Source organism: Marinobacter sp. es.042, from assembly GCF_900188315.1.
GTDB lineage: Bacteria > Pseudomonadota > Gammaproteobacteria > Pseudomonadales > Oleiphilaceae > Marinobacter.
Genome location: NZ_LT897781.1, coordinates 2663434 through 2687079, shown reverse-complemented (window position 1 = coordinate 2687079; position 23646 = coordinate 2663434). Strand labels below are relative to the sequence as shown.

General features: G+C 59.9%; 20 protein-coding genes. 12 read left to right on the top strand and 8 right to left on the bottom strand.

Features of this window, described 5'->3' with window-relative positions:
- Positions 1 to 11 precede the first annotated feature (11 nt).
- From dapF to CFB02_RS12615, 4 genes are all read left to right on the top strand, one after another.
- Positions 12 to 926, top strand: a complete 915-nt coding sequence (dapF, locus tag CFB02_RS12630) for a diaminopimelate epimerase (RefSeq protein ID WP_008173211.1) — start codon at positions 12 to 14, stop codon at positions 924 to 926.
- Between the two features lie 16 nt (positions 927 to 942).
- Positions 943 to 1689 carry a DUF484 family protein gene (locus CFB02_RS12625; protein WP_088558251.1) on the top strand — a complete coding sequence of 249 codons (747 nt, stop codon included), beginning with the start codon at positions 943 to 945 and terminating at the stop codon, positions 1687 to 1689.
- A gap of 28 nt (positions 1690 to 1717) precedes the next feature.
- On the top strand, positions 1718 to 2650 hold the full coding sequence (gene xerC / locus CFB02_RS12620; RefSeq protein ID WP_088559247.1) for a tyrosine recombinase XerC: 933 nt from the start codon (positions 1718 to 1720) through the stop codon (positions 2648 to 2650).
- Between the two features lie 68 nt (positions 2651 to 2718).
- Positions 2719 to 4212: a GGDEF domain-containing protein gene (locus tag CFB02_RS12615; RefSeq protein WP_088558250.1), complete on the top strand. Its 1494-nt coding sequence runs from the start codon at positions 2719 to 2721 to the stop codon at positions 4210 to 4212.
- On the opposite strand, the gene CFB02_RS12610 is transcribed toward CFB02_RS12615, so the two are convergent.
- Positions 4206 to 4439, bottom strand: a complete 234-nt coding sequence (locus CFB02_RS12610; protein WP_008173223.1) for a DUF2789 domain-containing protein — start codon at positions 4437 to 4439, stop codon at positions 4206 to 4208. The two genes, CFB02_RS12615 and CFB02_RS12610, sit on opposite strands and share 7 nt — an antisense overlap.
- Before the next feature lie 96 nt (positions 4440 to 4535).
- On the opposite strand from CFB02_RS12610, the gene CFB02_RS12605 reads away from it, so the two are divergent.
- Positions 4536 to 7337, top strand: a complete 2802-nt coding sequence (locus tag CFB02_RS12605) for an ATP-binding protein (RefSeq protein WP_088558249.1) — start codon at positions 4536 to 4538, stop codon at positions 7335 to 7337.
- 12 nt (positions 7338 to 7349) lie between these two features.
- On the opposite strand, the gene CFB02_RS12600 is transcribed toward CFB02_RS12605, so the two are convergent.
- Positions 7350 to 7715: a hypothetical protein gene (locus CFB02_RS12600; protein ID WP_088558248.1), complete on the bottom strand. Its 366-nt coding sequence runs from the start codon at positions 7713 to 7715 to the stop codon at positions 7350 to 7352.
- 218 nt (positions 7716 to 7933) lie between these two features.
- Here CFB02_RS12600 and CFB02_RS12595 point away from each other — a divergent pair, with 218 nt between their 5' ends.
- On the top strand, positions 7934 to 8539 hold the full coding sequence (locus tag CFB02_RS12595) for a hypothetical protein (RefSeq protein WP_088558247.1): 606 nt from the start codon (positions 7934 to 7936) through the stop codon (positions 8537 to 8539).
- Positions 8540 to 8546: 7 nt separating this feature from the next.
- On the top strand, positions 8547 to 10763 hold the full coding sequence (locus CFB02_RS12590) for a patatin-like phospholipase family protein (RefSeq protein WP_088558246.1): 2217 nt from the start codon (positions 8547 to 8549) through the stop codon (positions 10761 to 10763).
- Between the two features lie 6 nt (positions 10764 to 10769).
- Here the strand turns inward: CFB02_RS12590 and CFB02_RS12585 are convergent, their stop codons facing one another.
- The 3 genes from CFB02_RS12585 to CFB02_RS12575 all read right to left on the bottom strand — a co-directional run bounded on the left by CFB02_RS12585 (position 10770) and on the right by CFB02_RS12575 (position 14037).
- Positions 10770 to 11447, bottom strand: coding sequence for a GntR family transcriptional regulator (locus tag CFB02_RS12585; protein ID WP_088558245.1), 678 nt, complete (start codon positions 11445 to 11447; stop codon positions 10770 to 10772).
- 83 nt (positions 11448 to 11530) lie between these two features.
- Positions 11531 to 12961, bottom strand: a complete 1431-nt coding sequence (gene cls / locus CFB02_RS12580; RefSeq protein ID WP_088558244.1) for a cardiolipin synthase — start codon at positions 12959 to 12961, stop codon at positions 11531 to 11533.
- Positions 12961 to 14037, bottom strand: coding sequence for an AraC family transcriptional regulator (locus CFB02_RS12575; protein ID WP_088558243.1), 1077 nt, complete (start codon positions 14035 to 14037; stop codon positions 12961 to 12963). Before CFB02_RS12575 ends, cls begins: the two co-directional genes overlap by 1 nt.
- 389 nt (positions 14038 to 14426) lie before the next feature.
- On the opposite strand from CFB02_RS12575, the gene CFB02_RS12570 reads away from it, so the two are divergent.
- The 4 genes from CFB02_RS12570 to CFB02_RS12555 all read left to right on the top strand — a co-directional run bounded on the left by CFB02_RS12570 (position 14427) and on the right by CFB02_RS12555 (position 17937).
- Positions 14427 to 15224 (top strand): alpha/beta fold hydrolase, encoded by a 798-nt coding sequence (locus CFB02_RS12570; protein WP_088558242.1) that lies wholly within the window; start codon positions 14427 to 14429, stop codon positions 15222 to 15224.
- A 101-nt stretch (positions 15225 to 15325) separates the two neighbouring features.
- The gene (locus CFB02_RS12565; RefSeq protein ID WP_088558241.1) at positions 15326 to 16411 is read left to right on the top strand and encodes an SMP-30/gluconolactonase/LRE family protein; all 1086 of its coding nucleotides are present in this window, start codon (positions 15326 to 15328) and stop codon (positions 16409 to 16411) included.
- Entirely contained in the window at positions 16411 to 16872 is a 462-nt protein-coding gene (locus tag CFB02_RS12560) for an acyl-CoA thioesterase (protein ID WP_088558240.1), read from the top strand. The genes CFB02_RS12565 and CFB02_RS12560 overlap by 1 nt, the downstream gene beginning before the upstream one ends.
- Before the next feature lie 81 nt (positions 16873 to 16953).
- Positions 16954 to 17937, top strand: coding sequence for an NADP-dependent oxidoreductase (locus tag CFB02_RS12555; protein ID WP_088558239.1), 984 nt, complete (start codon positions 16954 to 16956; stop codon positions 17935 to 17937).
- Here the strand turns inward: CFB02_RS12555 and CFB02_RS12550 are convergent.
- From CFB02_RS12550 to CFB02_RS12540, 3 genes are all read right to left on the bottom strand, one after another.
- Positions 17923 to 19800 (bottom strand): cation:proton antiporter, encoded by a 1878-nt coding sequence (locus CFB02_RS12550; protein ID WP_088558238.1) that lies wholly within the window; start codon positions 19798 to 19800, stop codon positions 17923 to 17925. The genes CFB02_RS12555 and CFB02_RS12550 overlap by 15 nt on opposite strands.
- 21 nt (positions 19801 to 19821) lie before the next feature.
- Positions 19822 to 20613: a tRNA cyclic N6-threonylcarbamoyladenosine(37) synthase TcdA gene (gene tcdA / locus CFB02_RS12545; protein ID WP_172835869.1), complete on the bottom strand. Its 792-nt coding sequence runs from the start codon at positions 20611 to 20613 to the stop codon at positions 19822 to 19824.
- A gap of 272 nt (positions 20614 to 20885) precedes the next feature.
- Positions 20886 to 22661, bottom strand: coding sequence for an acyl-CoA dehydrogenase C-terminal domain-containing protein (locus CFB02_RS12540; RefSeq protein WP_088558237.1), 1776 nt, complete (start codon positions 22659 to 22661; stop codon positions 20886 to 20888).
- Positions 22662 to 22831: 170 nt separating this feature from the next.
- Here CFB02_RS12540 and CFB02_RS12535 point away from each other — a divergent pair, with 170 nt between their 5' ends.
- The gene (locus CFB02_RS12535) at positions 22832 to 23575 is read left to right on the top strand and encodes an SDR family oxidoreductase (RefSeq protein WP_088558236.1); all 744 of its coding nucleotides are present in this window, start codon (positions 22832 to 22834) and stop codon (positions 23573 to 23575) included.
- Positions 23576 to 23646 lie beyond the last annotated feature (71 nt).

The window sequence follows — 23646 nt, the reverse complement described above, 5'->3', positions numbered from 1 at the left end:
GGAGCGAGGAGATGACACAGCAACGACGGACCCAGGGCCCCATGCTTCGATTCACCAAGATGCATGGGCTGGGAAATGATTTTATGGTGGTGGATGCCATCAGCCAGCCTTTTCGTCTGCGCCCCGAGATGATCCGCGAACTGGCCAACCGGAATTTCGGAATTGGCTTTGATCAGTTGCTGGTGGTGGAGCCGCCCGGGCTGCCGGATGTCGATTTCCGCTACCGCATTTTCAATGCGGACGGCTCCGAGGTGGAGCAGTGCGGCAACGGTGCCCGTTGCTTCGCCCGGTTTGTCCGGGACCAGCGACTGACCAATAAAAAGGTCATCCGCGTCCAGACCGCCAAGGGCGTGATCGAGCTCCGTGTCGGCCGGGAAGGCATGGTGATGGTCAATATGGGCGTGCCCGAGTTCAATCCGCCGGCCATTCCGTTCGCCGCAGACCGTCGAAAGGATGTCTACACCGTGGATGTGGACGGCCAGACAGTGGAGCTGAGCGCCTTGTCCATGGGTAACCCCCACGGTGTGCTGCTGGTTGAGGATGTAGACCAGGCGCCGGTAGAAACGCTGGGACCCAAGCTCGAGCGGCATCCCCGCTTCCCGGCACGGGCCAACATCGGGTTTCTCCAGATTCTGGATCGTACCCATGTCCGCCTGCGGGTGTTTGAGCGTGGCTCGGGCGAGACTCTCGCCTGCGGCAGTGGTGCCTGTGCCGCCGTGGTGGCCGGCTGCCTGCGAGGCCTGCTGGATGCCCGCGTGGAAGTGGAATTGCGGGGTGGCCCTCTGGTCATTGAATGGCAGGGTGAAGGGACCCCTGTTATGATGGAAGGGCCCGCAACCAGCGTATTTGAGGGGCAGTTGAGGCTGCCGGGTGATTCTGGTGGTCGTCGACGCAGGAGCGCTCGCCCCCATAAACAACGATCCTGACAGCCAGGAGTACTCCATGACAGAACAAACGGCCCGCCAGAAGGTCGGTGAGCTCACCCGGGAAGAGGTGGCAGATTACCTGCGCGCCAACCCCGATTTCTTTATCGACCAGGACGAGCTGCTGCGCAGCCTGACCCTGCCCCACGACAGTGGCCGGGCCATTTCGCTGGTCGAACGTCAGGTGCATCTGTTCCGGGAGCAGCGGGACACCCTGCGCAGGGAGTTGGTAGAGCTTGTATCCATCGCCCGCCACAACGACCGGTTGTTCGAGAAGAGCAAGCGTTTGCTGATGCAGGTGATTGAAGCGCGGACGCTCAACGATATGGCTGCTGCCATTGATGACAGTATCCGTGGTGATTTCGGTCTCGACGCCGCTTCTGTGTTGTTGTTTACCGATGTTGAGCTGCCTGAGGCCTCGCAGGGCGCCCTGCATGTGGTCAGTCCTTCTGCGGCCCGTGAGCGCCTGGGCAGCCTGCTGGAAGGCGAGAGGGCTGTGTGCGGTCAGTTCCGTGACAGCGAACGGGAGTTCCTGTTTCCGGACCGTGAAGAACCCATTGCCTCGGTAGCCCTGGTGCCGCTGAGGCATGACGAGCTGGTGGGCGTGTTTGCGGTCGGTAGCTGCCAGCCGGGGTACTTTGACCAGAGCATGGGGTCCCTGTTCCTGAGCTACATCAGCGACACACTCAGCCGCCTGCTGCCGCCCATGGTGCAGCGCCACACCGCGGCTGCTCCGGTCACCGACATGGCGACGGAGTCCCGCTAACGTGTCAGAAGTCCCGGAGAGTCCGGCAGTGCCCAATGAGCTGACCGGGCCGCTGACGGAGTTTATCCGGCACCTGGCTTCTGAAAAACGCCATTCTCCAAGAACCTGCGACAGCTACCAGCGGGACCTGCTGCGTCTGGCGGACTGGCTGGGCCGCAGTGGATTCGTTGCCTGGCAACGGGTGACCAACCATGACCTGCGCCGCTATGTGGCGACGCTCAGCCGTGAGGGCCTTTCAGGGCGAAGCATTGCCCGTCATCTCTCGGCGACCCGTCGTTTCTACCAGTTCCTGCTCAGAGAGAAGCTGGCATCGGATAATCCGGCGCTGGATATCCGGGCCCCCAAGAGTGGCCGCCGTCTGCCCCGCGTTGCAGATGTGGATCAACTGAATCATCTCCTGGACGGGCAGCCGGACGATCCCCTGGAAGTGCGGGATCTATGTATGTTCGAGCTGATGTACTCTTCCGGGTTGCGGCTGGCGGAGCTGGCAAGCCTGGATCTGGATACCGTCGATCTGCGCAGTGGTGAGGTTCGCGTGGTGGGTAAGGGTGGCAAGGAGCGCCTGCTGCCCGTCGGACGCAAAGCCATTGCAGCCATTCAGGCCTGGCTGCCGTACAGAGGGGCGCTGGCCAATGACGGTGAGGCTGCCCTGTTTGTCAGCCAGCGGGGCGAGCGGCTCAGCCACCGAAGTATCCAGGCCCGCCTTGGCCGCTGGGGAATCAGCCGTGGTGCCGATCAGAAACTCCATCCACACCTGCTGCGACATTCGTTTGCCAGCCACATGCTTGAATCCAGTGGTGACCTTCGTGCAGTGCAGGAACTTCTGGGGCATGCCGACATTGCCACGACTCAGGTCTATACTCATCTTGATTTTCAACATTTGGCCCGGGTTTATGACCAGAGTCACCCCAGAGCACGACGCGATCGGTATCATGGTAAAACCAGTGACGAGAGTTCCTGAGACCAGCAAGGGTCATCTAGGGGTTTTTCACACATCAACAGTACAGCAAGGCTAGGCGGGAGCGCTCCATGGCATCGGATCAGTCCTGGAAGGAAAAATACCTTCAGGAACTCGAGTCTGCAGACAATCGGGAAAAGCAGTGGAGGGCGGAGCGGAATACCCTTGAACGCATGCTGGTGCGCACCAGTCTCGCCTCCGAAGGCCAGACCCCGGAGCTGGACCGTTTACTGGCTCGCATCCGGAAGGACCTGCGGAAGAACCGGGTAGATGTGGACGCCTGGAAGGACTTGCAGGATCAGATTGATCGCCAGGTTGCCCTTCTTGACGAACGCCAGTCTGCCAACGACCGGAAGCCTTCCTTTTTCTCCCGTCTGGCGCGAGAGCCAGAGCAAGAGCCCCAGCAACAGCAGCAACAGGTCAGCGCGGAACCTTTACCGGAAAGCAGCGAGCAGCCGGAGTCTCTTCCGGATAATGAACAGGATATCGAGGACAACGCCCAGCGTTTGCGCATTGCCCGCCGTGTGGGCCAGCTGTTGGGTCAGATGCTTACCCAGGTCTCCCTTGAGCCTGCCGCCGAGGCCCGGGCCCGGGCGCTGCAGCAATCTCTGCTCGCCAGTAACGACTGGAACGAATTGCGCGAAGGCCTCAACCACGTGGCTGAGCTGGTCATCGCTGCGGTTACCCGGAGCAAGCGCGAGTTCGAAGCCTTTCTCAAACGCCTTGATGAACGTCTGGAGCTGTTGAGGGAACACTTCTCGGCCCAGTCCTCGGCCCAGTCCGGCAGACTGGACGCCTCAGAGCACCTTGATCGTGAGATCCGCGAGGAAATTGAGCGGGTCGGGCAACGTTTGCAGGAGAGCGATGACCTTCAGGATCTCAAACAATCGGTCAGTCGTCATCTTGAGTCCATTGGTCAGGCGGTAGGCCGTTTCCGTACCCAGGAATCCGAGCGCGAGCGTGCGCTCTCCGAGCAGCTTGAGGCCATGCAGGAGAAAGTGGCGGTCATGGAGGCCCATTCCGAGCAGATGCAGGAACAGGTCCGCAAGGAGCGGCTCCGGGCCATGACCGACCTGCTTACCGAGCTGCCCAATCGCGAAGCCTGGCAGGAGCGACTGTCATTCGAGTACAACCGCTGGCAACGCTACAGCCATCCATTGACCATCGGTGTGCTTGATATCGATTTTTTCAAACGGATCAACGACTCCTATGGTCACAAGGCCGGTGACAGGGTGCTGCAGCTGGTTGCGAGGGAGTTCAGGGATCGCTTGCGCACCACGGACTTTGTGGCTCGTTTTGGCGGCGAGGAATTCGTGGTGTTGTTCCCGGAAACCGAACCTTCGGACGCGCGAGCAGTGGTGGACAAGTTGCGGGAACATGTCGGCAGGCTGCCGTTCCACTTCCGCAGCGAGCCGGTCACTGTAACCTTCTCAGCTGGCCTGGCGGGATTCATTGCCGGCGACACCCAGGAGTCGGTGTTTGACCGGGCCGACCGGGCCCTGTATCAGGCCAAGGACGCCGGCCGGGATCAGGTGGTGATCAGCGACAGTGCCGAGGTTCAGTGACGCATCATTGCGTCCAGCTCGTCGATCACCTCCGCCCAGTCGCTGTCTTCCTCCAGGCCTTCTTCCAGGAAGTGAGACTGGCTTTCGGACCAGATGGGAGCATCCTGGATGGCAACCTCGCTCGGCAGGGGCGAGTACCTGGCGACAAAATCCTCAATGCTTTTGGCGTCGGACGCCAAGCCTAGTTGCTCGAACAGAGTACTGAGGGTGTGTTTGCTGGTGTCCATGGACATTCGTCTCCCGTTGGCCGTTTGCCTGAATGAAATCAATGGCGTTTGCAGGTATTGTTCCCTGAAATGTAGCGGAACCCTTAAGGATATCCAGTGAAGGTTACCCTTGCCTTTCTACTATGCTGCCTGTTGGCGCTGTTTCAATCCCCCCTGCGGGCGGAACCGCCGCAAGCGTCACCGGCCCCCGTGCTAGGCAAAGAGGAGCTGACCTGGCTGGAAGGGCAGAACCGGTTTCGTATCGGTCTTCGCAGCGATCAGGTGCCGCTGGTTTTCGATACCGGCAATGGCGTGCTTGCGGGCACCTACATTGATTACCTTGCCCGGCTCTCCGACAAGCTGGGCGTCGCCATGGAGCCCATCGTCCTGGCGACCGGGCAGGATAGCGGCCCGGTCAGAAGTGAGTTGGCAACCGATGCGGTTCTGACCACTCGAATGCCGGGGATGCCGGTGGTGCCAGGCAAGCGTTTCACCGATCCCCTGATGTCTCTTACCTATGGCGTGTTCGTCAGCGCCGGCGACGCGGCTATCCGGACCCTTGCCGATCTTGAGGGCAGGCGGATTGCGGTTATTGCCGGTGACCCCAACCAGTATCCCATGCTGGACTCCGTCGAGAAGTTTACGCCGGTGCCGGTCAGCAACGTCAGCGAAGCCGTCGGCCAGATTCTTTCGGGGCAGGCCGATGCGTTTCTTGCGCCGGTCCCAGTGGTGTCCGATTACCTCCAGTCGGCGATGGTGAATGGTATTGGTCTGTCGGTACTGCTCGATAACAGCCCGGTAGATGTGGTGTTGCGGGTGGATACCGATCGGGACCTGCTTTACCAGGTCTTGAACAAGGCCATTGCCGCAATCGGCCATAACGAGCACCGCACCATCCGCCAGTCGTGGCTGCAGGCCGATCAGCCGTCCCTCGAACGAAGTGGCCTGGAATTGTCAGGATCGGATATGGAGTGGCTCAAGCAGCATCCGGATCTGAAAGTCGCGTTTCGCGCGGACTGGCCGCCGTTCGAATACACCCAGGATGGCCGGCCCACCGGCCTGGTTCCGGATTTGCTGACCCGGCTGGAAACCGAGCTGAACGTGCGGTTTACGCGCTCTGTCGCTGGAAGCCGCATGGATGCTGAAGAGAAGCTGCGTTCGGGCGAGGTGGATATTCTTCCCGGGTTGTCCCGGACGCCGCGCACCGAAGAGGCATTTCTGTTTACCAGGGCCTATCTGACCGTGCCCATCGCCCTTGCCATCCGGGACGACGGTCGCTTTATCGGCGATCTCCGGGAACTCCGCACGGAACGGGTGGGTGTGGTGAACCGGCATGCGGCCCACGATTACCTGTTAATCAATCATCCGAACCTGGATCTTTACCCGATGGACACGGTGGAGGAGGGGCTTCTGGCGCTATCCAACGGCGACCTGGATGTCATGGTTACCCATATTCCGGCGGTCAGTTACACAGTCGCCCGGCTGGGACTGTCGAACCTAAGGATTACCAGCATCACTCCCTACCAGTACGACCTGCGACTGGCCGTACGCAAGGACAACCCTGAGCTGCACCGGGTGCTGAACAAGGCGCTGGGCAGCCTCGAAGCCAGCGAGACAGAATCCATCTACAACAGGTGGATTCACCTGGATATCGAGCAGGAGACCGATTACACCGTGGTGCGGCGGGTGGTGCTGATCGCGATCCTGGTCGTGCTGATCTTCCTGTACTGGAACCGCAAGTTGTCGCGGGAGGTGGATGAGCGTATCCGTTCGGAGAATGCCCTGCGCCGGAGCGAAGACGAGTTGCGGGCCGCCAAGCTCGAAGCCGAGAGGTTGGCCCGGGAGGCGGAGGCCGCCAGCCTGGCCAAGAGTGAGTTCCTGGCCAATATGTCCCACGAAATACGAACGCCGATGAACGCGGTGATCGGCTACAGCGATCTGCTCAGCAACAGTGTTACCGACCCGCAGCAGCGCAATTACCTGGACGCCATCCGGGCGGGAAGTCGAAGTCTGCTGATGCTGATCAACGACATTCTGGACCTGTCCCGAATCGAGGCGGGAAAAATGCGATTGGACTATTCCGCCGTATCGGTCCGTCGTCTCCTGGATGATGTTCGCCACATTTTCGATCTGCGGGCCCGGGAACAGGGCATAACCCTGGAAGTGAGTGTCGACTCGCGAATGCCCGGCGCCATGATGCTGGATGAAACCCGTCTTCGGCAGGTTCTGTTCAATCTGGTCGGCAACGCCATCAAGTTCACCCATGACGGTGGTGTAACAGTTCGGGCAACCGCGAAGCCGCTCAAGAAGCTGTCGGCAGAAGCGGAACAGAACCCGGAAGCGTCAGAACGCCAGTATTACACGTTAACTGTCACGGTCAGCGATAGCGGTATCGGCATCCCGCCGGATCAGGTGGAGCGGATTTTCGATGCCTTTGAGCAGCAAGAGGGGCAGAACACGCGGCGCTACGGTGGAACTGGTCTTGGGCTGGCCATCAGCCGGAAGTTGGCCCGGATGATGGGTGGCGAGCTGGAAGTGGAAAGTGAACCGGGCAATGGTTCGGTGTTCACGGTAACGCTGCCCCGGGTGGAGGCTACCGGTGAGCAGGCGGAAGACGAGGGAGCGCCAAAGGAATCGGAGCGCCTCCTGGCTCAGACCCTTAGCATGCAGGAACGGGGCTGGCTGAGGGAGCAGCTGGCGGCGGACTTCGGTGATGAATGGCGGACGGTGAGAGAAAGTGGTGACCCAGAGCAGATGAAAGACTTTGCACGCCGGGTGCTGGCCTGGGGCCAGCGATTCCGGTCACGCTCCGTTACCCGTTACGGAGAGAACTTGCTTGCGGATGTCGAGGCATTCAACCTGGACTCGGTCAACAGTGCTCTTGAGGCCTTCCCGAAGCTGCTCGGCCGCGAAGAGTAAGAGCCAGGCGGGTTACAGACAATCGAACTGCGAGCGACGGTCGAAAGCGACCGAGACCATGTCGTAACCGGAATCCGAGAGTTGGCGGATCAGGTCGCGGTCTTTCAGCAGAGTCATGCAGACCTTGTGCACACTGGCCTGAAGCTGTTCAGATGCCATGTCGTTAGAAGCCATGCGGAAATCCACGATCAGGTATTTGCGCTCGACCGCCGCGCTGGCGGGGATATCCTGTCGCTCAACGCTTTCGTACCCGATATAGGTCGCCTGGGCTTCCGGAAATACCTGACTCATCAGGATATCAAGATTTTCGGCATGAACAGGCGGTGCCGACAGCAGAAGGGCTGTGGCAGCGAGGCGAAGTGAGCGTGTGATCGTCATTGGAGGCCACTCCCTGGTGACATTCCGGTTAATCTGTAACCAAGTGTAAAGTTTGGTTACTTTTGATTATCGCAGAGTCTGTCGCATTTTGCGTGATATGTGACATTAATTTTTCAATTGTTTGCAGTCTCGATACAGTGACGACCGGGCTTTCGGGCTCCCGGTCCGGTGCACGATCAACTATGATGTGGGTAAGACGGACTTAGAGAGGAAAACGCATGTTTCAGCTTGTCTTTAAAGGGGAATGCGTTCCCGGCACGGATCTGGAAACGGCGCGCAACAATGCCAGAACCCTGTTCAAGGCTTCTCTTGATCAGGTTGATCGCATGTTCAGTGGTCAGCCGGTGGTTATTCGCAACAAGCTGGAAGAGGTTCAGGCTGAAAAATACCGGGCGGTATTGAAAAAGCACGGCCTGGTAGCGTATGTCCAGCCGATGGCTGACGCCCGGCCTGCTGCCAGTGCGGCACCACAGCCAGCCCCGTCGGCCCCCGCAAGTCAGCCCCGTCCGCAGCCGACGCCCTCTGCCCCGCCGGAGGAAGAGCAGCGCCGTGGGGTTCCTGAAACCGAGCCTGGCGATCGTCTGCCGGTGGCGGGCGAGAAGGTGGATACGATACTTTCCGGCTCCGGTCTGAGTCTGGATCCGGTCGGGGTCAACCTGACAGAGAAGACCGAAGTGGAGCCACCGATGTTCCAGCATCTGGACGAGTGGAGCCTGGCTCCAGCTGGCAGTGATCTGGGTGTCGAGCGTGACCTGCCGCCGCCGATGATACCTGACGTATCCCACCTGTCACTGGCGGACGACGACTCCTCCGAGCGGAAATAACTCAATTGTGAGCCAGTGCAACCCCTGGGGCCGGAATGTCCCTCGACTGATCGCTGTCATCATGATTCTTCTGGCACCAATGGCTTCGGCTGAGGAGCGTCCCAAGGTAGGGCTGGTTCTGAGTGGCGGCGGCGCCAAGGGTATGGCCCATGTTGGCGTGCTGCGGGTTCTGGAGGAAATGCGGGTTCCTGTTGATCTGGTGGTGGGCACCAGCGCAGGTTCCGCGGTCGGTGCCCTGTATGCCAGTGGTATGCCGGTCAGTGACATCGAGCAGCGCTTTATCGAGATGGACTGGCTTTCCAGCTTTCGCGACGATCCCGGCCGGGTCTACAAGCCGGTTCGGCGCAAGCAGGATGACTGGCGGTTTCCGGTGGTCCCGGGCATCGGTGTTCGCGCCGATGGCCTGCGTGTCGGCGGCGGGCTGATTGCAGGGCAGAATCTTGGTTTTATCCTCAACGAGCTGACCCGCAACGCCGCCCTGGTTGAAGACTTCGACCGGCTCCCCATTCCCTTCCGGGCTGTTGCCACCGATCTCGAGACCGGTGAGCAGGTCGTCATTGGTGACGGTAACCTGTCCGAGGCCATCCGTGCCAGCATGAGTATTCCCGGGGTATACGCGCCGGCGGAACGTGATGGTCAGTTGCTGGTGGATGGGGGCGTCGCCAACAACCTGCCCATCAGCGTTGCCAGGGATTTGGGCGCCGACATCATCATTGCAGTGGATATTACCGACAGTCTGATGGAAACCGACGAGCTGAGGGGCGCGTTTTCCGTTGTCGGTCAACTCACAACCATCATGACCCGTCGGAACACCGACCAGCAGCTGGATCTGCTCGCCGATGACGATGTTCTGATCCGCCCCGACCTCGAAGGCTACACCTCCGCTGACTTTTACGATGCGCCGGTTCTGTTTGAGCTGGGCGCCAGCTCGGCCCGGGAACACGGCGTCGAACTGCGTCCGTTGGCATTATCCCGAAAGGCCTGGGCCGATTGGCGGGACAGTGTGTCGGCGCAGGACGCGGGTGCGCGTATCGTGTCACGCATCGAGATCGAAGACAGTCGTCGGTTGGCCCGGGACTTCCTCAAGGAACGAATCCGGCAGAGAATCGGAGAGCCACTGGACACCGCCCGCCTGGAAGCCGACCTCAAACGGATCTACGGGCTTGGCTATTACGAGATTGTGTCTTATTCGACCTCGTCTTTGCCTGAGGGAACCGTTCTGACCATCCGCGTCCAGGAGAAGAGCTGGGGACCGAACTACCTGTCTTTCGGTTTGAGTTATGAGGATAACTTTGACGGGGAAACCCGGTTCAATCTTGCCTCTTCCCTTCGAATGACCGAGCTCAATGCCCTGGGCGGGGAGTGGCAGACCGGTGTTCAGCTGGGCACCGAGCCCTGGGTTCGCAGCCAGTGGTATCAGCCGCTGGATTACGGCTATGAGCGGTTTCTGGTGCTCGGTGGCGAGTACTCCCGGGATACCTTCAGCCTGTTTGATGCCGCCGGCACTCGCGTTACGGAGGTGGATGTGACCTTCCGGAAAGCGGATCTGGCACTGGGCATGGAAATCGGCGGCAATGCCGAAGTTCGCCTGATCTATGCGCGGGGCTATGCCACGGTTGACGAGCAGATCGGGCAACCGGTAGCGCCGGAGGGGTCGGTGCACCAGGGTGGGCTGGCCGTGCAACTGGTACACGACTCTCTGGACGATACTTTCTATCCTCGCGACGGTGGCTTTGCCGGCCTTCGTGGACGTTTTGAACGGGAGGGCCTGGGATCCGACCGGGAGTTCGATTCGGTAACCGGCCTGGCGCTGGGAACCGGAAGCTGGAAAGGCCTGACCCTGACCGGACTGGTCTTCGGCCATGCGGTAACCCGGGGCACCGCCGGAATTGAAAATGCCGTCCGCCTGGGTGGATTCCGCCGGCTATCGGCATACGCGCCGGGTGAGATTACCGGAGACAACGCGTTAATGGTTTCAGCCTATGCCAGCCAGACCTTTGGCGGCCCGCTGCTGCCCTGGTTTGTTGGCGCCGGGTTCGAGGCGGGTAATGCCTGGCCCTCTCTGGATGAGGCGAGCTGGGACAGTTCGGTGAAATCGTCCAGCGTATTCGCCGGCGTGGATACCTTCCTCGGCCCCGTTCAGGTGGCCGCGGCGTACAACAACGAAGACAACTGGACGGCCTACCTGAACATTGGTTTCTCGTTCACCCAGCTCTTTTACTGAGTGCCGTCAGGCCGTTGTGCTGCCGGTCTTTTCAATGGCAGTGAGAACCTGCTGGCATTGTTGCAGGGCATAGCGGTGCAGGATGTCTGCCAGGCGATCCTCATCCCGATCCTTGATGGCACTGATTGACTGTTCCATGTGGGACAGGTTGTCCTCAATGACACGATTGCCTCCTTCCTGGAAGGCGACGAAGGCACAGCGCTTTGCCGAAGGCCAGAGGTCATCAATGGCAGAGACAATGAAGTAGTTGTCGGCATAGGCCAGCGATGCCTTGGTGTACTCAATGCCCAGCTCCAGAAACGCCATCAGATCGTTTTTCCTGTAGCAGGCCTGCATTTGCTCATACAGGCTCTCCAGCCGAGCCATGTCCTCGGGCTGCCAGTGACGCACCAGCTTGCGACCGGTGTGGGTGAGATAGAGCTCCAGGGTCTCGTACAGGCTGCGCACGAAGTATTCATCCAGCGGAGTCACGAACGCGCCTTTGCGGGGTACGTTGCGGACCAGATGCCGCTTCTCCAGCAGCAGCAAGCCCTCCCGTATGGATCCATGACTGACGTCCATCTGTTTCGCCATGGCGCCCTCGTAGATCCGTTCACCGGAGCGCAGCTGGCCAAAGGCAATCAGGTTTTCGATGTGGCGTGCGACCTGTTCGGTCAGTGTTTCTCTGGGCTTGAAGGCATTCATGGTGATCTGTCGCTACTGCATACTGGCTGAATCGTCCTGGCATAGTCGCACATCGGCTATTCCGGAGCCAGTGGACGGATGGCCTATAGAAGTGGCGCCAGCAGGCGGACGGCCCGGCAACACAGGCGGAACAGGATCGACCGATCCTTGTAGTCGCTCTCGATCATCAGGCGGGAATTGTCCAGATCGTGTTCCAGCATGGATTCCACACTCCGGATGAAATGCCTTGCGGTGGTTATGGCGGTGATCTCGAAATTCAGTCGCATCGAGCGGTTGTCCATGTTGGCGGTTCCCACCGCCGCGTATCGATCATCCACCAGGATCACTTTCTGATGCATGAAGCCAGGCTGGTAGCGATAGATGCCGATGCCGGTCTTGCAGGCCTGGACGAGGTAAGAGTAAGCCGCGAGGCCAATCAGGCGGCTGTCCGATTTCTCCGGAATCAGGATTCGTACGTCCACGCCCCGAAGCGCCGCCAACTGAAGGGCGTTCATGATCTGGAAATCCGGAACAAAATAGGGCGAGGCGATCCAGAGCCGGGTGCGGGCATTATTGATGCAGTTGAGGAAAAACAGTGTGCAGGTTTCCCAGCTGTCCGCGGGTCCTGTTGGCAGCATCAGCACCTCGTCGTTGCCGGGCTGGTTGTTGACCGGCGCCCAGTCGAGGCTGGGAAAATCGTTGCTGGCCCAGTTCCAGTCTTCCAGCCATGCCAGCTGCAGGCCGGTGACGGCCGGGCCCTCAATCCGGCAGTGGGTATCGCGCCAGGGTTCCTGGTCCATGGCAGTGCCCAGGTATTCGTCTCCCAGGTTGATGCCACCCACAAAGCCGATTTTGCCGTCGCAGACCAGCAGTTTCCGGTGGTTCCGGAAATTGATCTGGAACCGCCTCCGGCGGATGTTGCCGTTACCGAACGAGGCCACGCGGGCGCCGGCGGCGGCGAGCTGGTTCAGGTACTTGCGCGGCAGCCAGACGCTGCCAATGTCGTCATACAGAAACCAGACTTCCACACCCTGGGCCAGTTTGCGCTCGAGAATTGACTTGATCCGGCGGCCAACCCGGTCTGACCGCACGATGTAGAATTCCAGAAGGATATAGTGCTCGGCGTCTTCCATGGCTTCGAACAGGGCCTCGAACGTGGCCTCACCGTCCCTGAGCAGGGTACATCGGTTGCCATCGGTGAACGGCTGCCGGCCCAGTCGGCAGAGCACCTGAAGTTCGTCGGTGAACCGTTCGCTGGCGGGGATGGGTATGGAGGTTGTTTGCTGCTCGAACCGGTTCAGCAGATTGGTCAGGGATTCGTCGCCAAGCCGTCGGGCTCTCACGTAGCCGCCAAACCGATGCCGCCCGAACAGCACGAACATGGGCACGGCCAGGTAGGGCAGGCCGATCAGGGCAATGACCCAGGCAATGGCGCCCTGTGTCGTCCGATAGGTCAGAAGAATACGGTAAATACAGGCAAATGCGCCCAGGTAAACGGCCCCGACCACCAGTGCAACGAGAGACAGCTCGTCCATCAATGCGCTCCCTCATCTGCCCGGTGGCCGTAGGGCCCCGATGTGGCCAGATGCCTTGCCCGGTACTCTGCCGGTGAGGTGCCGGTCCAGCGCTTGAACGCCCGGCTGAAGGCGCTGAGTTCTGAAAAACCCAGCAGAAAAGCAATCTCACCCAGAGCGTACTGGTCGGCCGCAACATACCTGAGCGCCTTGTCCTGGCGAACCTGCTCAACCAGGCCATGGAAGCTCAGGCCTTCCTTCTTGAGCTTGCGGTAGAGCGTCTGACGGCTCATATGGCATTGCCGGGCAAGGCTGTCGGCATCGATTCTTTCGGTCGCCATCTGTTTCGAGATCAGTCGGCGAATCCTGCGGCCGAACGAGCGGCGGCTCTGAAGCCTCGCCAGCAGCGTATTGACCTGCTTCAGTACTGCCGAATACACGTAGGGATTGCGGCGTGGTATCGGGTGCCCCAGATGCCGGCTGTTGAACGCCAGCCGGGTGATACCGCAGTCAAACCGCACCGGACCACCGAGCAGCTTTTCGTACTCTTCGGCGTACACCGGCGCCGGGTGGGCGATCTCCACCCATTCCGCCCGGATGCCCGGATGAATGAAGTGGCGGGTGCGGGTGATGGCCGCAGCGAGGGTCCGGTCCATATCCTGCCGACAGTAATGTTCGGCCATGTCCGGTTGCCAGCAGAGAATGGCCTGGTCGGCGGTCTGTTCGAAGCTCAGGAATACCGACTCGTTGATCAGCCGATGCAGGCGCACGTATTGGGTAACGGCTTCACCCAGGGTGTCACAGTTGAAAAACACATGCCCGACCAGTCCCATCCGCTCGGGATCCACCACTTTTCCGGCGTGCAGCCCGACAGCCGGATCGCCCGTTACCAGCTCGGCGTGTTCCCACAGCCGGTAATGGGCATCGGCGGGCACGCGCCGGTCCGGGTCGGTGAGCTCCGACATGGCCAGCCCGGTCAGCTGTTCCACCCGTGGTGCATTGAGAACACCCTGGCGTTCCAGATAGTGAACCAGCGCCAGCGTGCTGGAGGCAGCGACCAGGGGTGCGCTGGTGGAGTCTGATTGGGCAGATGTCACGTTGATAGTTAACGACCTGTCATGATGACTGATACAAAATGTCAAGTGGGTGCAACCGCCTGTCAAGGGTTACCCGTGGCTTTAACGATAGCATCAAGGTATCAGGTTGAAGCAATGGAAAAGCAATCAGGAGGTGTTTTATGGAACAGGAAATCTTCGTACCTCATACCGAGCTTGAGCGTAAAAACGTGATTGAGCTTGCCGAGTATCTGAACAGCATCTTCTACTGCTGATCCTTCAGACGTCACGTCTATGACCTTCAAGCCGGGCTTTGCCCGGCTTTTTTTCGTCCACGGAAAATGACCGCTAATACCGGCACTTGCTCGCAAGACTGGCAGTGGTAATGTATCCGGTCTGAGAACGCAGACCAATCCGGAGACTAACTGCCCATGACTGTTGCGCTGAACCACCGCATTATTGGCGAAGGCCCGCCCCTGATACTGCTGCACGGGCTGTTCGGCTCCCTGGACAACCTGGGGGGTATCGCCCGCCGTCTGGAAGACCAGTGGCAGATTCACGCACTGGACGAGCGCAACCACGGGAGTTCGCCCCACACGGATACCATGGACTATCCAGCCATGGCCGCCGACGTCATTGCCTACATGGACGCCCAGGCCCTGGACAAGGTGAGCCTGCTGGGTCATTCCATGGGTGGCAAGGTGGCGATGCAGGTTGCCCTCCAGGCGCCGGAGCGTGTGGAAAAACTGATCGTGGCCGACATTGCCCCGGTAAACTACAAACCCCGGCACGATGCTATTCTTGAAGGGCTGACCAGCATGGATCTGAGCGGTGTGCGTTCCCGTCAGGACGCAGACAGGCTGATGGCAGATTTTGTCGAAGAGCCGGGTGTTCGCCAGTTCCTGCTGAAAAACCTGGAACGGATTCCTCGCGAAGACCAGCAGGAGGGCGGGCCAATGTTCCGGTGGCGGCTCAACCTGCCGGTTATCGATGCCTGCTATGAACATCTGGCCAGGGCGCCGGAGGGTGATGGCCCGTTTGATGGTCCTGTGCTGTTTCTGAAGGGCGCGGATTCGGCCTACATCCAGGAAAAACACCGGGATGATATCCAGCGACTGTTCCCACAGGCACAGCTGCGTATTATCCAGGGGACCGGCCACTGGCTGCACGCTGAGAAAGCCGACTCCTTTGCTGCCCTGTGCCGCCGTTTCCTCAGCGCCGATGAATGATGGTGCCCTGCGTAGGGCATTTTCCTGCTCACCGGCCCGTCTGCTAAGGTGGGCTTATCGCTGACACACGGAATGGACACAACAACAGGCGGGCAGAGTGTATGAAATGGCTGATGGTGGGTTTGCTGGTTGTCTTCCTGCTACTTGGCAGTTTCCTGCTGACTCCCTCGCCCGTCGACAGCAAAGCCTGGAACCCGCCATCGCCACCTCCGCTGACCGGTGAGGTCGCGCCAAATGAGCGCCTGAGGCTTGCGGATCTGATCGCCCGGGGTCAGGTATACGGTCCCGAAGACACAGCCGTGAGCGAGGATGGTGTGCTTTATACCGGCACCCAGGATGGCTACATCGTGCGGGTGTTCCCGGATGGCCGGGTTGAAAACTGGTTGTCCACCGATGGTCGGCCCCTGGGCATGGTGTTTGACAGCCGGGGCAATCTGATCGTTGCAGATTCCTGGCGGGGGCTGCTGTCTATCAGTCCTGAGGGCGAGATCACCGTATTGGCCCGCGAGGCGGAGGGAACGCTGTTCCGCTTCACCGATGATGTCGACATTGCCGATGACGGGCGCATTTATTTCACCGACGCCAGCTCCAAGTTCCACCAGCCGGAATACATGCTGGATCTTCTGGAAATGCGTCCCCATGGCCGCCTGCTCCGCTACTCTCCAAAAACCGGCAAGGCCGAGGTTCTCCTGGCCAATCTGCATTTTGCCAATGGTGTTGCGGTATCTCCGGAGGGCGACTATGTGCTGGTTAACGAAACCTGGAAATACCGCATCCTCCGATACTGGATTCACGGGCCCAAAGCCGGCCAGGCGGAAGTCTTTGCCGACAATCTGCCCGGTTTTCCCGATAACCTCGCGGTGGATGATCAGGGGCGCTACTGGGTGGCGTTTCCTACCCTCAGAGATTCGAGGATGGACGCCATGCACCCCCGGCCCTGGCTCAAGGATCTGGTGGCTAAACTCCCGAGCAGCCTGAAACCTGCGCCACAAGAATATGGTCTTGTGATCGCGTTCGACCGGGACGGTGAGGTTATTACCAGTCTCCACGACACTCGGGGGACCCATCTGCAGGAAATCACCTCGGTGAATCCTCACGATGGCAACCTGTACTTTGGTTCACTTCACAATGATCGTATTGGTCGGCTACCGTTGCAGGCCATTCCGGGTCTGGGGGACAGCAACTGATGCAGCAACACGATATTGACTGGGATCTGCCGGCGCCTTTCACGATCGAGATAGCGGTGCGGGCCGAGGATACCGATCGGCTTGGGCACGCCAACAACGTTGTTTACGTGCGCTGGCTGGAAGACGTGAGCTGGGCCCACATAGAAAGCCTGGGTATGACCTGGGAGTTGCACGAGAAAACCGGCAAGGCGATGGCCATTACCCGCACGGAAATCGATTACCTGGCCTCGGCGAACGCCGGCGATCAACTGGTTCTGGGGACCTGGCTCACCGATTATGATGGTCGGTTCCGGTCTGCACGGCAGTTCCAGCTCGTTCGTCCCTCGGATGGCAAGACGCTTGTCAGGGCCGTTTCCACTCACGCCTGTGTTGATCTGAAAAGCCAGCGGCCTGCCCGTGCGCCCAAAGAGTTCGCCAAGATTCTCGGTTCCGCTGTGGTAGCCGGAGGCAAAGGGCTGTAGGTCACCCGAGGCCTTTTGTGCTTTACTTCAGCTAATCTTGTTCAAAGCCAATCCCGTTTAACCTGTTGTCCGGAGATCCTCATGGAAAATACTGCCGATCAGAATGCTGAAGCCACGATGCGCCATGTGATCTACGATCGCTTTGGTGAGCGTGACGTCCTGCAAGTGGTCTCGGCCGATGTGCCAGTCCCCGGAGACGATCAGGTGCTCGTCAGAGTGCACGGTGCCGGGCTCAATCCGATCGACTGGAAAACCCGGAAGGGGCTTGGTTTCGCGGCGCGGCAGATCGAGAATTCGTTGCCATGGACGCCCGGTTACGACGTCGCGGGAGAGGTTGTCGGGGTGGGTGCCAACGTGACCACTCTGGCGCCCGGTGACCGGGTCATGGGCATGGTCGGATTCCCGGCCGGCGGTGGCGGTTATGCGCAGTATGCCCTGGCCGCGGCCGATGAACTGGCCATCGTGCCGGAAGAACTGGACCTGGTGTCTGCAGGTGCCTTGCCCCTGGCGGCACTGACCGCATGGCAGGCTCTGTTCGAGATGGCGAAACTGGAGTCGGGGCAGAAAATCCTGATCCACGCTGGCGCCGGTGGCGTGGGCCATTTTGCGGTGCAGTTTGCATTGGAGCGCGGTGCCCATGTGATTGCAACGGCCTCGGCCAGTAACCGGGATTTCCTGGCGGAACTCGGGGTCCACGAGGTGATTGACTACCGCAACACGGATATCGCCGAAGAGTGCTATGGTCTGGACGTGGTACTGGACCTTGTTGGCGGTGATACCGGCAAACGCTCCCTGCACACCCTCGGCGAACATGGAGTCCTCGTGACCATCCCGACGGTTACCGCCGACGAAATCATCAGTGCTGCCGAGGAAATGGGTTTACGCGCCCATGGCATGACTGTGCGTCCCGACGTATTTCACCTGGATGAGATTGCCGAGCTGATTGAGGACGGCGACGTTAAGGTGCACATCGAAAAGGCGTTCGCGCTGGATGATGTCGCGCAGGCCCACGAACTGCTGGAAGGCGGGCACGTGCGCGGCAAGCTGGTGCTAGATTGTCGATGAGGGTTCCTGATCGGCCGGTTGATCCTGGCTGGCCGATGGTTCCCCTCCCTCTTTCTCCTTGCGTTCCTTGCGGGCCTGGGGCGGTACCAGGCTGATCAGGATCCAGTCGTCTTCCGGTTTCAGGTCTTTCATGCTGCAAACCGGGGCGACGTGTTCCTTGCTGTCGAACGTGAACAGCACCAGAGCCTGGTTCTGGTATTTGCTCAGGAACTCCTCGTAACCGAATTCCTCGCTCAACTGGGTGGTCTTTACGGTGTAGCCCTGGCTCACCAGACTGGCCAGCTTGGCGTAGCTGACGCCATCGAACAGGCCCCGGGTCATCTGTATTTTTTCAGCCGTCTGATGCCGGGCCTTCTGGTCCTGATCACCTTCGGCCAGGCTGAACACGCACTTGTTTCCGAACCAGTCCAGGAAGTGGTACGTGGCCAGTGAGTTCATGTGCTTGTACGGGGAGATCACCAGCAGCTTGCCGATGCCTGTCAGGTCCAGATGGGTCGATGCATGCTCGGAAACCGGGTTGCCGAAGTACACCTGCAGGTTCTCCATGCGCGCCTGACGGACGTTTTCCCAGTTGGTGTCCGCCAGGGTCACGGGCACCTCATACTTTTTCAGGGCCATGCCAATCATACGGGCCACCGGATTGGCGCCCAGGATCAGGAAGCCGTATTCCGCTGGTTCCGCGACCTTCAACAGGCGGGCAACCGGCCGTGCGGTGAGGCTCTGCAGAGTAACGGTGGCGATAATCAGCATAAACACCAGGGGTACCAGGGCGCCGGCACTTTCATAACCCAGCTTCTGCAGCTGGAAGGCGAACAGCGCTGACACCGCGGCGGCGACGATGCCCCGGGGGGCGATCCAGCTCAGAAATAGCTTTTCCCGCAAGTTCAGGTTGGTGCCGATGGCCGACAGGAAAATACTCAGGGGGCGGGCCACCAGCATCAGCAGGGCCAGCACCGCCACCAGGCCCCAACCCAATTCGGCAATCGCCGCAAACTCAACCCGCGCCGCCAGAATAATGAACAGGGCGGAAATCAGCAGAACGCTCAGGGATTCCTTGAATTCCAGGATGCTCTCGATGGGCACCTGCTTCATGTTGGCCATCCAGATGCCCATGACCGTCACGGTCAGCAAGCCAGACTCATGGGCCAGTTCGTTCGAAATGGCGTAGACGCCGAGCATGAAGGTGAGTGTGCCGGCGTTATGCAGGTACTGCGGAATCCAGTGCTTGCGCAACACGATGCCATTGAGATAACCGGCAACGGCACCCATTACAAAGCCCACGGCCAAGGTCTTGCCGAAGATATACAGCGAGTGGCCAAACACGTTGCCCTGGCCCCAGGAGACAATCCCCTCGAACACCAGGACCGCCAGCAGAGCGCCAACGGGGTCAATGATGATGCCTTCCCAGCGCAGTATGTTGGCCAGTTTCGAATCGGGTCGCACGGAGCGCAGCAGCGGCGCGATAACCGTGGGGCCGGTGACAATCGAGATGGCGCCAAACAGCAAGGCGACCGCCCAGGAGACATCCAGAAGCCAGCGGGCAGCCAGGGTTCCGATGATGCAGGTGACAATAGAACCGACCGGAATGAGGTTGCGGACCATTTTGCCATGGCCCCGTATCTCCTCGTAGCGCAGGGTCAGGCTGCCCTCAAACAGGATGATGGCAACGGCCAGGGAAATAACCGGAAACAGCAGATCGCCGAACACCACTTCCGGTGCCAGAAAACCCAGGACAGGCCCGGCGGCAATGCCACCCGCCAGCAGGAACAGGATGGCGGGCATACGCACGCGCCAGGCAAGCCACTGGCAGAACAGTGATAAAACGCCAATGCTGGCAAGAAGCAGGACAGTGCTGACTGGCATAATGGTTTCAGTTCCGTTGATCTATTGGTTGGCGCGCCGGGCAATCCGGTTCAGGAGTCGGGAAGCCGCAAATAAACCGAAGCTGGCGGTCACCGGGCTGGCGGCGCCAAAGCCGGAGGCGCAATCCAGGCGCACCGGGCCGTCGGTGACCGGTTTCTGCAGGCACACTTCCCCGTCTCCGGCAGGATACGTCAGCTGCTCGAGGGAGTATACGGCCTCAATGCCGAAGCGCCGCTTTGGATTCCGGGAAAAGCCATATTCCCGCCGCAGAAGGTTTCGAACCTTGGCCAGCAGTGGGTCCTGGGTTGTTTTGCTGAGGTCTGCCACCTGGATCTGAGTGGGGTCGATCTGTCCGCCTGCGCCGCCGGCACAGACCAGAGGAATTTTCCGGCGCTGGCAGTGGGCAATCAGGGCGGCCTTGGCTTTGACGCTGTCGATGGCGTCGATCACCCCGGTCATGTCTTCGGTGATCAGCTCGCTGACGTTCTTCGTGGTCAGGAAGCCAAAATGCACCCGAATGTCGGCTTCCGGGTTGATCGCCCGCAACCGGTCTGCCATAGCGTCGGTTTTGGTACGGCCGTACTGGCCTTCCAGGGCGTGGAGCTGCCGGTTGGTGTTGGACACACAGACATCGTCCATGTCGATCAGGGTGATGGTACCAACGCCACTTCGGGCCAGGGCTTCAGCGGCCCAGGACCCGACCCCGCCAAGACCGACCACAGCAATATTGGCGTGACGAAAGGCTTCCAGGGCCCGGCGCCCGTAGAGTCGTTCGATGCCACCAAAGCGGAAAGCGTAATCGTCGGCGTTCATGGTGTCCCCGTGCAGGTCCGGTCGCAGACCGGACAGAATCAAAGATCGCAATTGTAACCCAGTGACCGCACAGACAAAAAAGGACCATAAAAAAAGCCACGCAAGGCGTGGCTTTCAAAGTGCCCAGTTCGACGGGGAGCTGGGCGGGACTAGTTCAGAGACACTAATCAACGTGATCATTATCAATGGCCAGTGCATTCACCTGAAGGTCACAAGCTGTCATTGATCGGTCATTTCCGGCCAGGCCGTGGGAGCCCTGGCCGGATAGCGGATCACGCGGCCCAGTGGTCGTCCGAGAACGCCATCAGGCTGTCCTTGCCACTCTGGATGTCGCCCAGCAGCCAGTCGACTTCCGGAAGCAGCTTTTCAAAGTAGAAGCGGGCAGAGACAACCTTGCTCTCGAGCAGGGGCTTGTTGCCTTCGCCGGCGGCAAGCTGCTCGTTGGCAACGTTGGCCATCCGGGACCAGAGGTAACCGATGACCGTCAGCGCCATCAAACGCAGATACGGTGTCGCGGCGGCGCCCGCCTGCTCCGGATCTTTCGGTGCGTTGCTGGCCAGCCACATGGTGGCTGTCTCAAGCGCCTTCATGGCGTTTTTCAGCTCTTCACGGTGCGGCGCTTCCGGGTTGTCCTTCAGATATCCGCTCAGGGTGCCAAAGAGGGTACGCACCAGCTGACCGCCTTTCAGACCCAGCTTGCGGCCCACAAGGTCCATGGCCTGAATACCGTTGGTGCCCTCGTAGATCCTGGCGATCCGGCCGTCACGCACCAGCTGCTCCAGCGGCCAGTCGGTGGTGAAGCCCGAGCCACCCAGTACCTGCAGCCCGGTGTTGGCGTTGTTGAAGCCTTCGTCTGTCAGGAACGACTTCACCACCGGGGTAAGCAGTTGAACCAGATCGTCCGCGGATTCCCGGACGGTCTCGTCTGGATGGGCGACAGAGAGATCCAGTTGGTGGCCAGCAAACAGGGCCAAAGCACGCATGCCCTCGTTCAGAACTTTCTGGCGCATCAGCATACGGCGTACATCCGGATGCACGATGATCGGGTCAGCGGGACCATCGGGATTCTTCGGGCCGCTCAGCGAACGGCTCTGCAGGCGCTCACGGGCAAAGCCGAGGCTTTCCTGGTAGGCCATTTCCGCCAGGCCCAGGCCCTGCATACCAACCATCAGGCGCGCCTCGTTCATCATGGTGAACATGGCACGCATACCATCGTTCGGCTCGCCGACTAGCCAGCCCTTGGCGCCCTCGAAGTTCATGACGCAGGTGGCAGAACCCTTGATGCCCATTTTGTGCTCAAGGCCGCCACAGAAGGCCGGGTTTCGCTCCCCGGATTCCGGCAGGAACTTGGGTACCACAAACAGCGAAATGCCCTTGGTGGTATCCGGAGCTCCGGGCAGTTTTGCCAGAACCAGATGTACGATGTTGTCCACGAGGTCGTGCTCGCCCCCGGTAATCCAGATCTTGGTGCCCTCAAGCGCGTAGCTGCCGTCATCGTTCGGGGTTGCGCGGGTGCGAATCAGGCCCAGGTCGGTGCCGCACTGGGGTTCTGTGAGACACATGGTGCCCGTCCATTCGCCGGAGATCAGCTTCTCCAGGTACGTCTTTTTCAGTTCCTCGGAGCCGTGGGCATGCAGGGCACTGATCGCGCCGTGGGTCAGACCCGGGTACATGCCCAGAGACAGGTTGGTGGAGCAGACCATTTCATCCACCACAAACTTCAGGGTGTGTGGCAAACCCTGTCCGCCGTATTCGAGTGGCGCGTCCAGCGCGGTCCAGCCGCCCTCGACAAACTTCTTGTAGGCGTCCTTGAAACACTCGGGTGTTTTCACAGAGTGGGTTTCAGGATCGTAGGTGCAGCCCTCGCGGTCGCCGGCCTGGTTGGTGGGCTGGATAACCTCGGCAGCCAGTTTGCCGGCCTCATCGATGACCGCGGAAATCAGATCCGGGGTGGCATCGGCGTATTTTTCCAGCTCATGCAGCCGGTCTGCGCCCAATACATCAAACAACAGAAAGCGAAGGTCATTCGCCGGAGCCTGGTATTGCATGGATACTCTCCTAGGTGCGCCGTTTTAACGGGAGCGCTGCAGCATTCGGCAGCGACCCAAAGATCATTTGAACACTGGTTTCATACGCCCGTTTTAATGTGCTGGTTCACCGTTTTGGCAGTCTGGACGATAGAAATTTCGTATGTCCTCCTGAACCAAGGAGGTATCAAATGAAACAAGTCGTGATAGCCGGGGTTTCCGGCGCAATCGGTGGCGCTTTGGCAAGCCGGTTGCTTGAGCGTGATTCTCAAACCAGGGTGGTCGGGTTGTGCCGTGATCCGAAGAATGCGCCGGACGCTTTGCGCGGCCATCAGCGCATCACTCTGCTGCCCTGGGATGCCGAAAGCAGTGCCGCGCCCGGTGCGATTGCCGAGGCACTGGAATCGCTGCTAAACAGGGAGGAGGGGATTGATAGCGTTATTTATGCCGCGGGGTTGCTTCACGGGCCGGATATGTTCCCGGAGAAGCGCCTGGAAGACCTCGATCCGCAGAGTATGGCGCGTGCCTTTGCTGTCAACGCAACCGGTTTCGGATTGCTGACCCAGGCGCTATTGCCATGGCTGCGACATCGGGAATTCAAGCGGGTGGTGGCTATTTCCGCCAAGGTTGGCTCGATAACGGACAACGGGTTTGGCGGCTGGTATGCCTATCGCAGTTCAAAAGCGGCACTGAACATGCTCGTTCGCAACCTGTCCATTGAGTTGCCGCGCCGGTGCAAACCGGTTGCCTGCGTATCCCTGCATCCTGGCACGACCGAATCGGCGTTGAGCGAACCGTTCAGCCAATCTCTCGCCAAGCTTAACGTGCATACTCCAGAGGAGACGGCTACCAACCTTCTGCAGGTGCTCGATGGACTGGGGGAGGACGATAACGGAAAGTTTCTGAACTGGGATGGTACAGAACTGCCCTGGTAGTTCGAGCAACCTTGGTATCGAATACAAAAAAGGGGCGATTTCCATCGCCCCTTTTTCTTGTCCGCCATTCG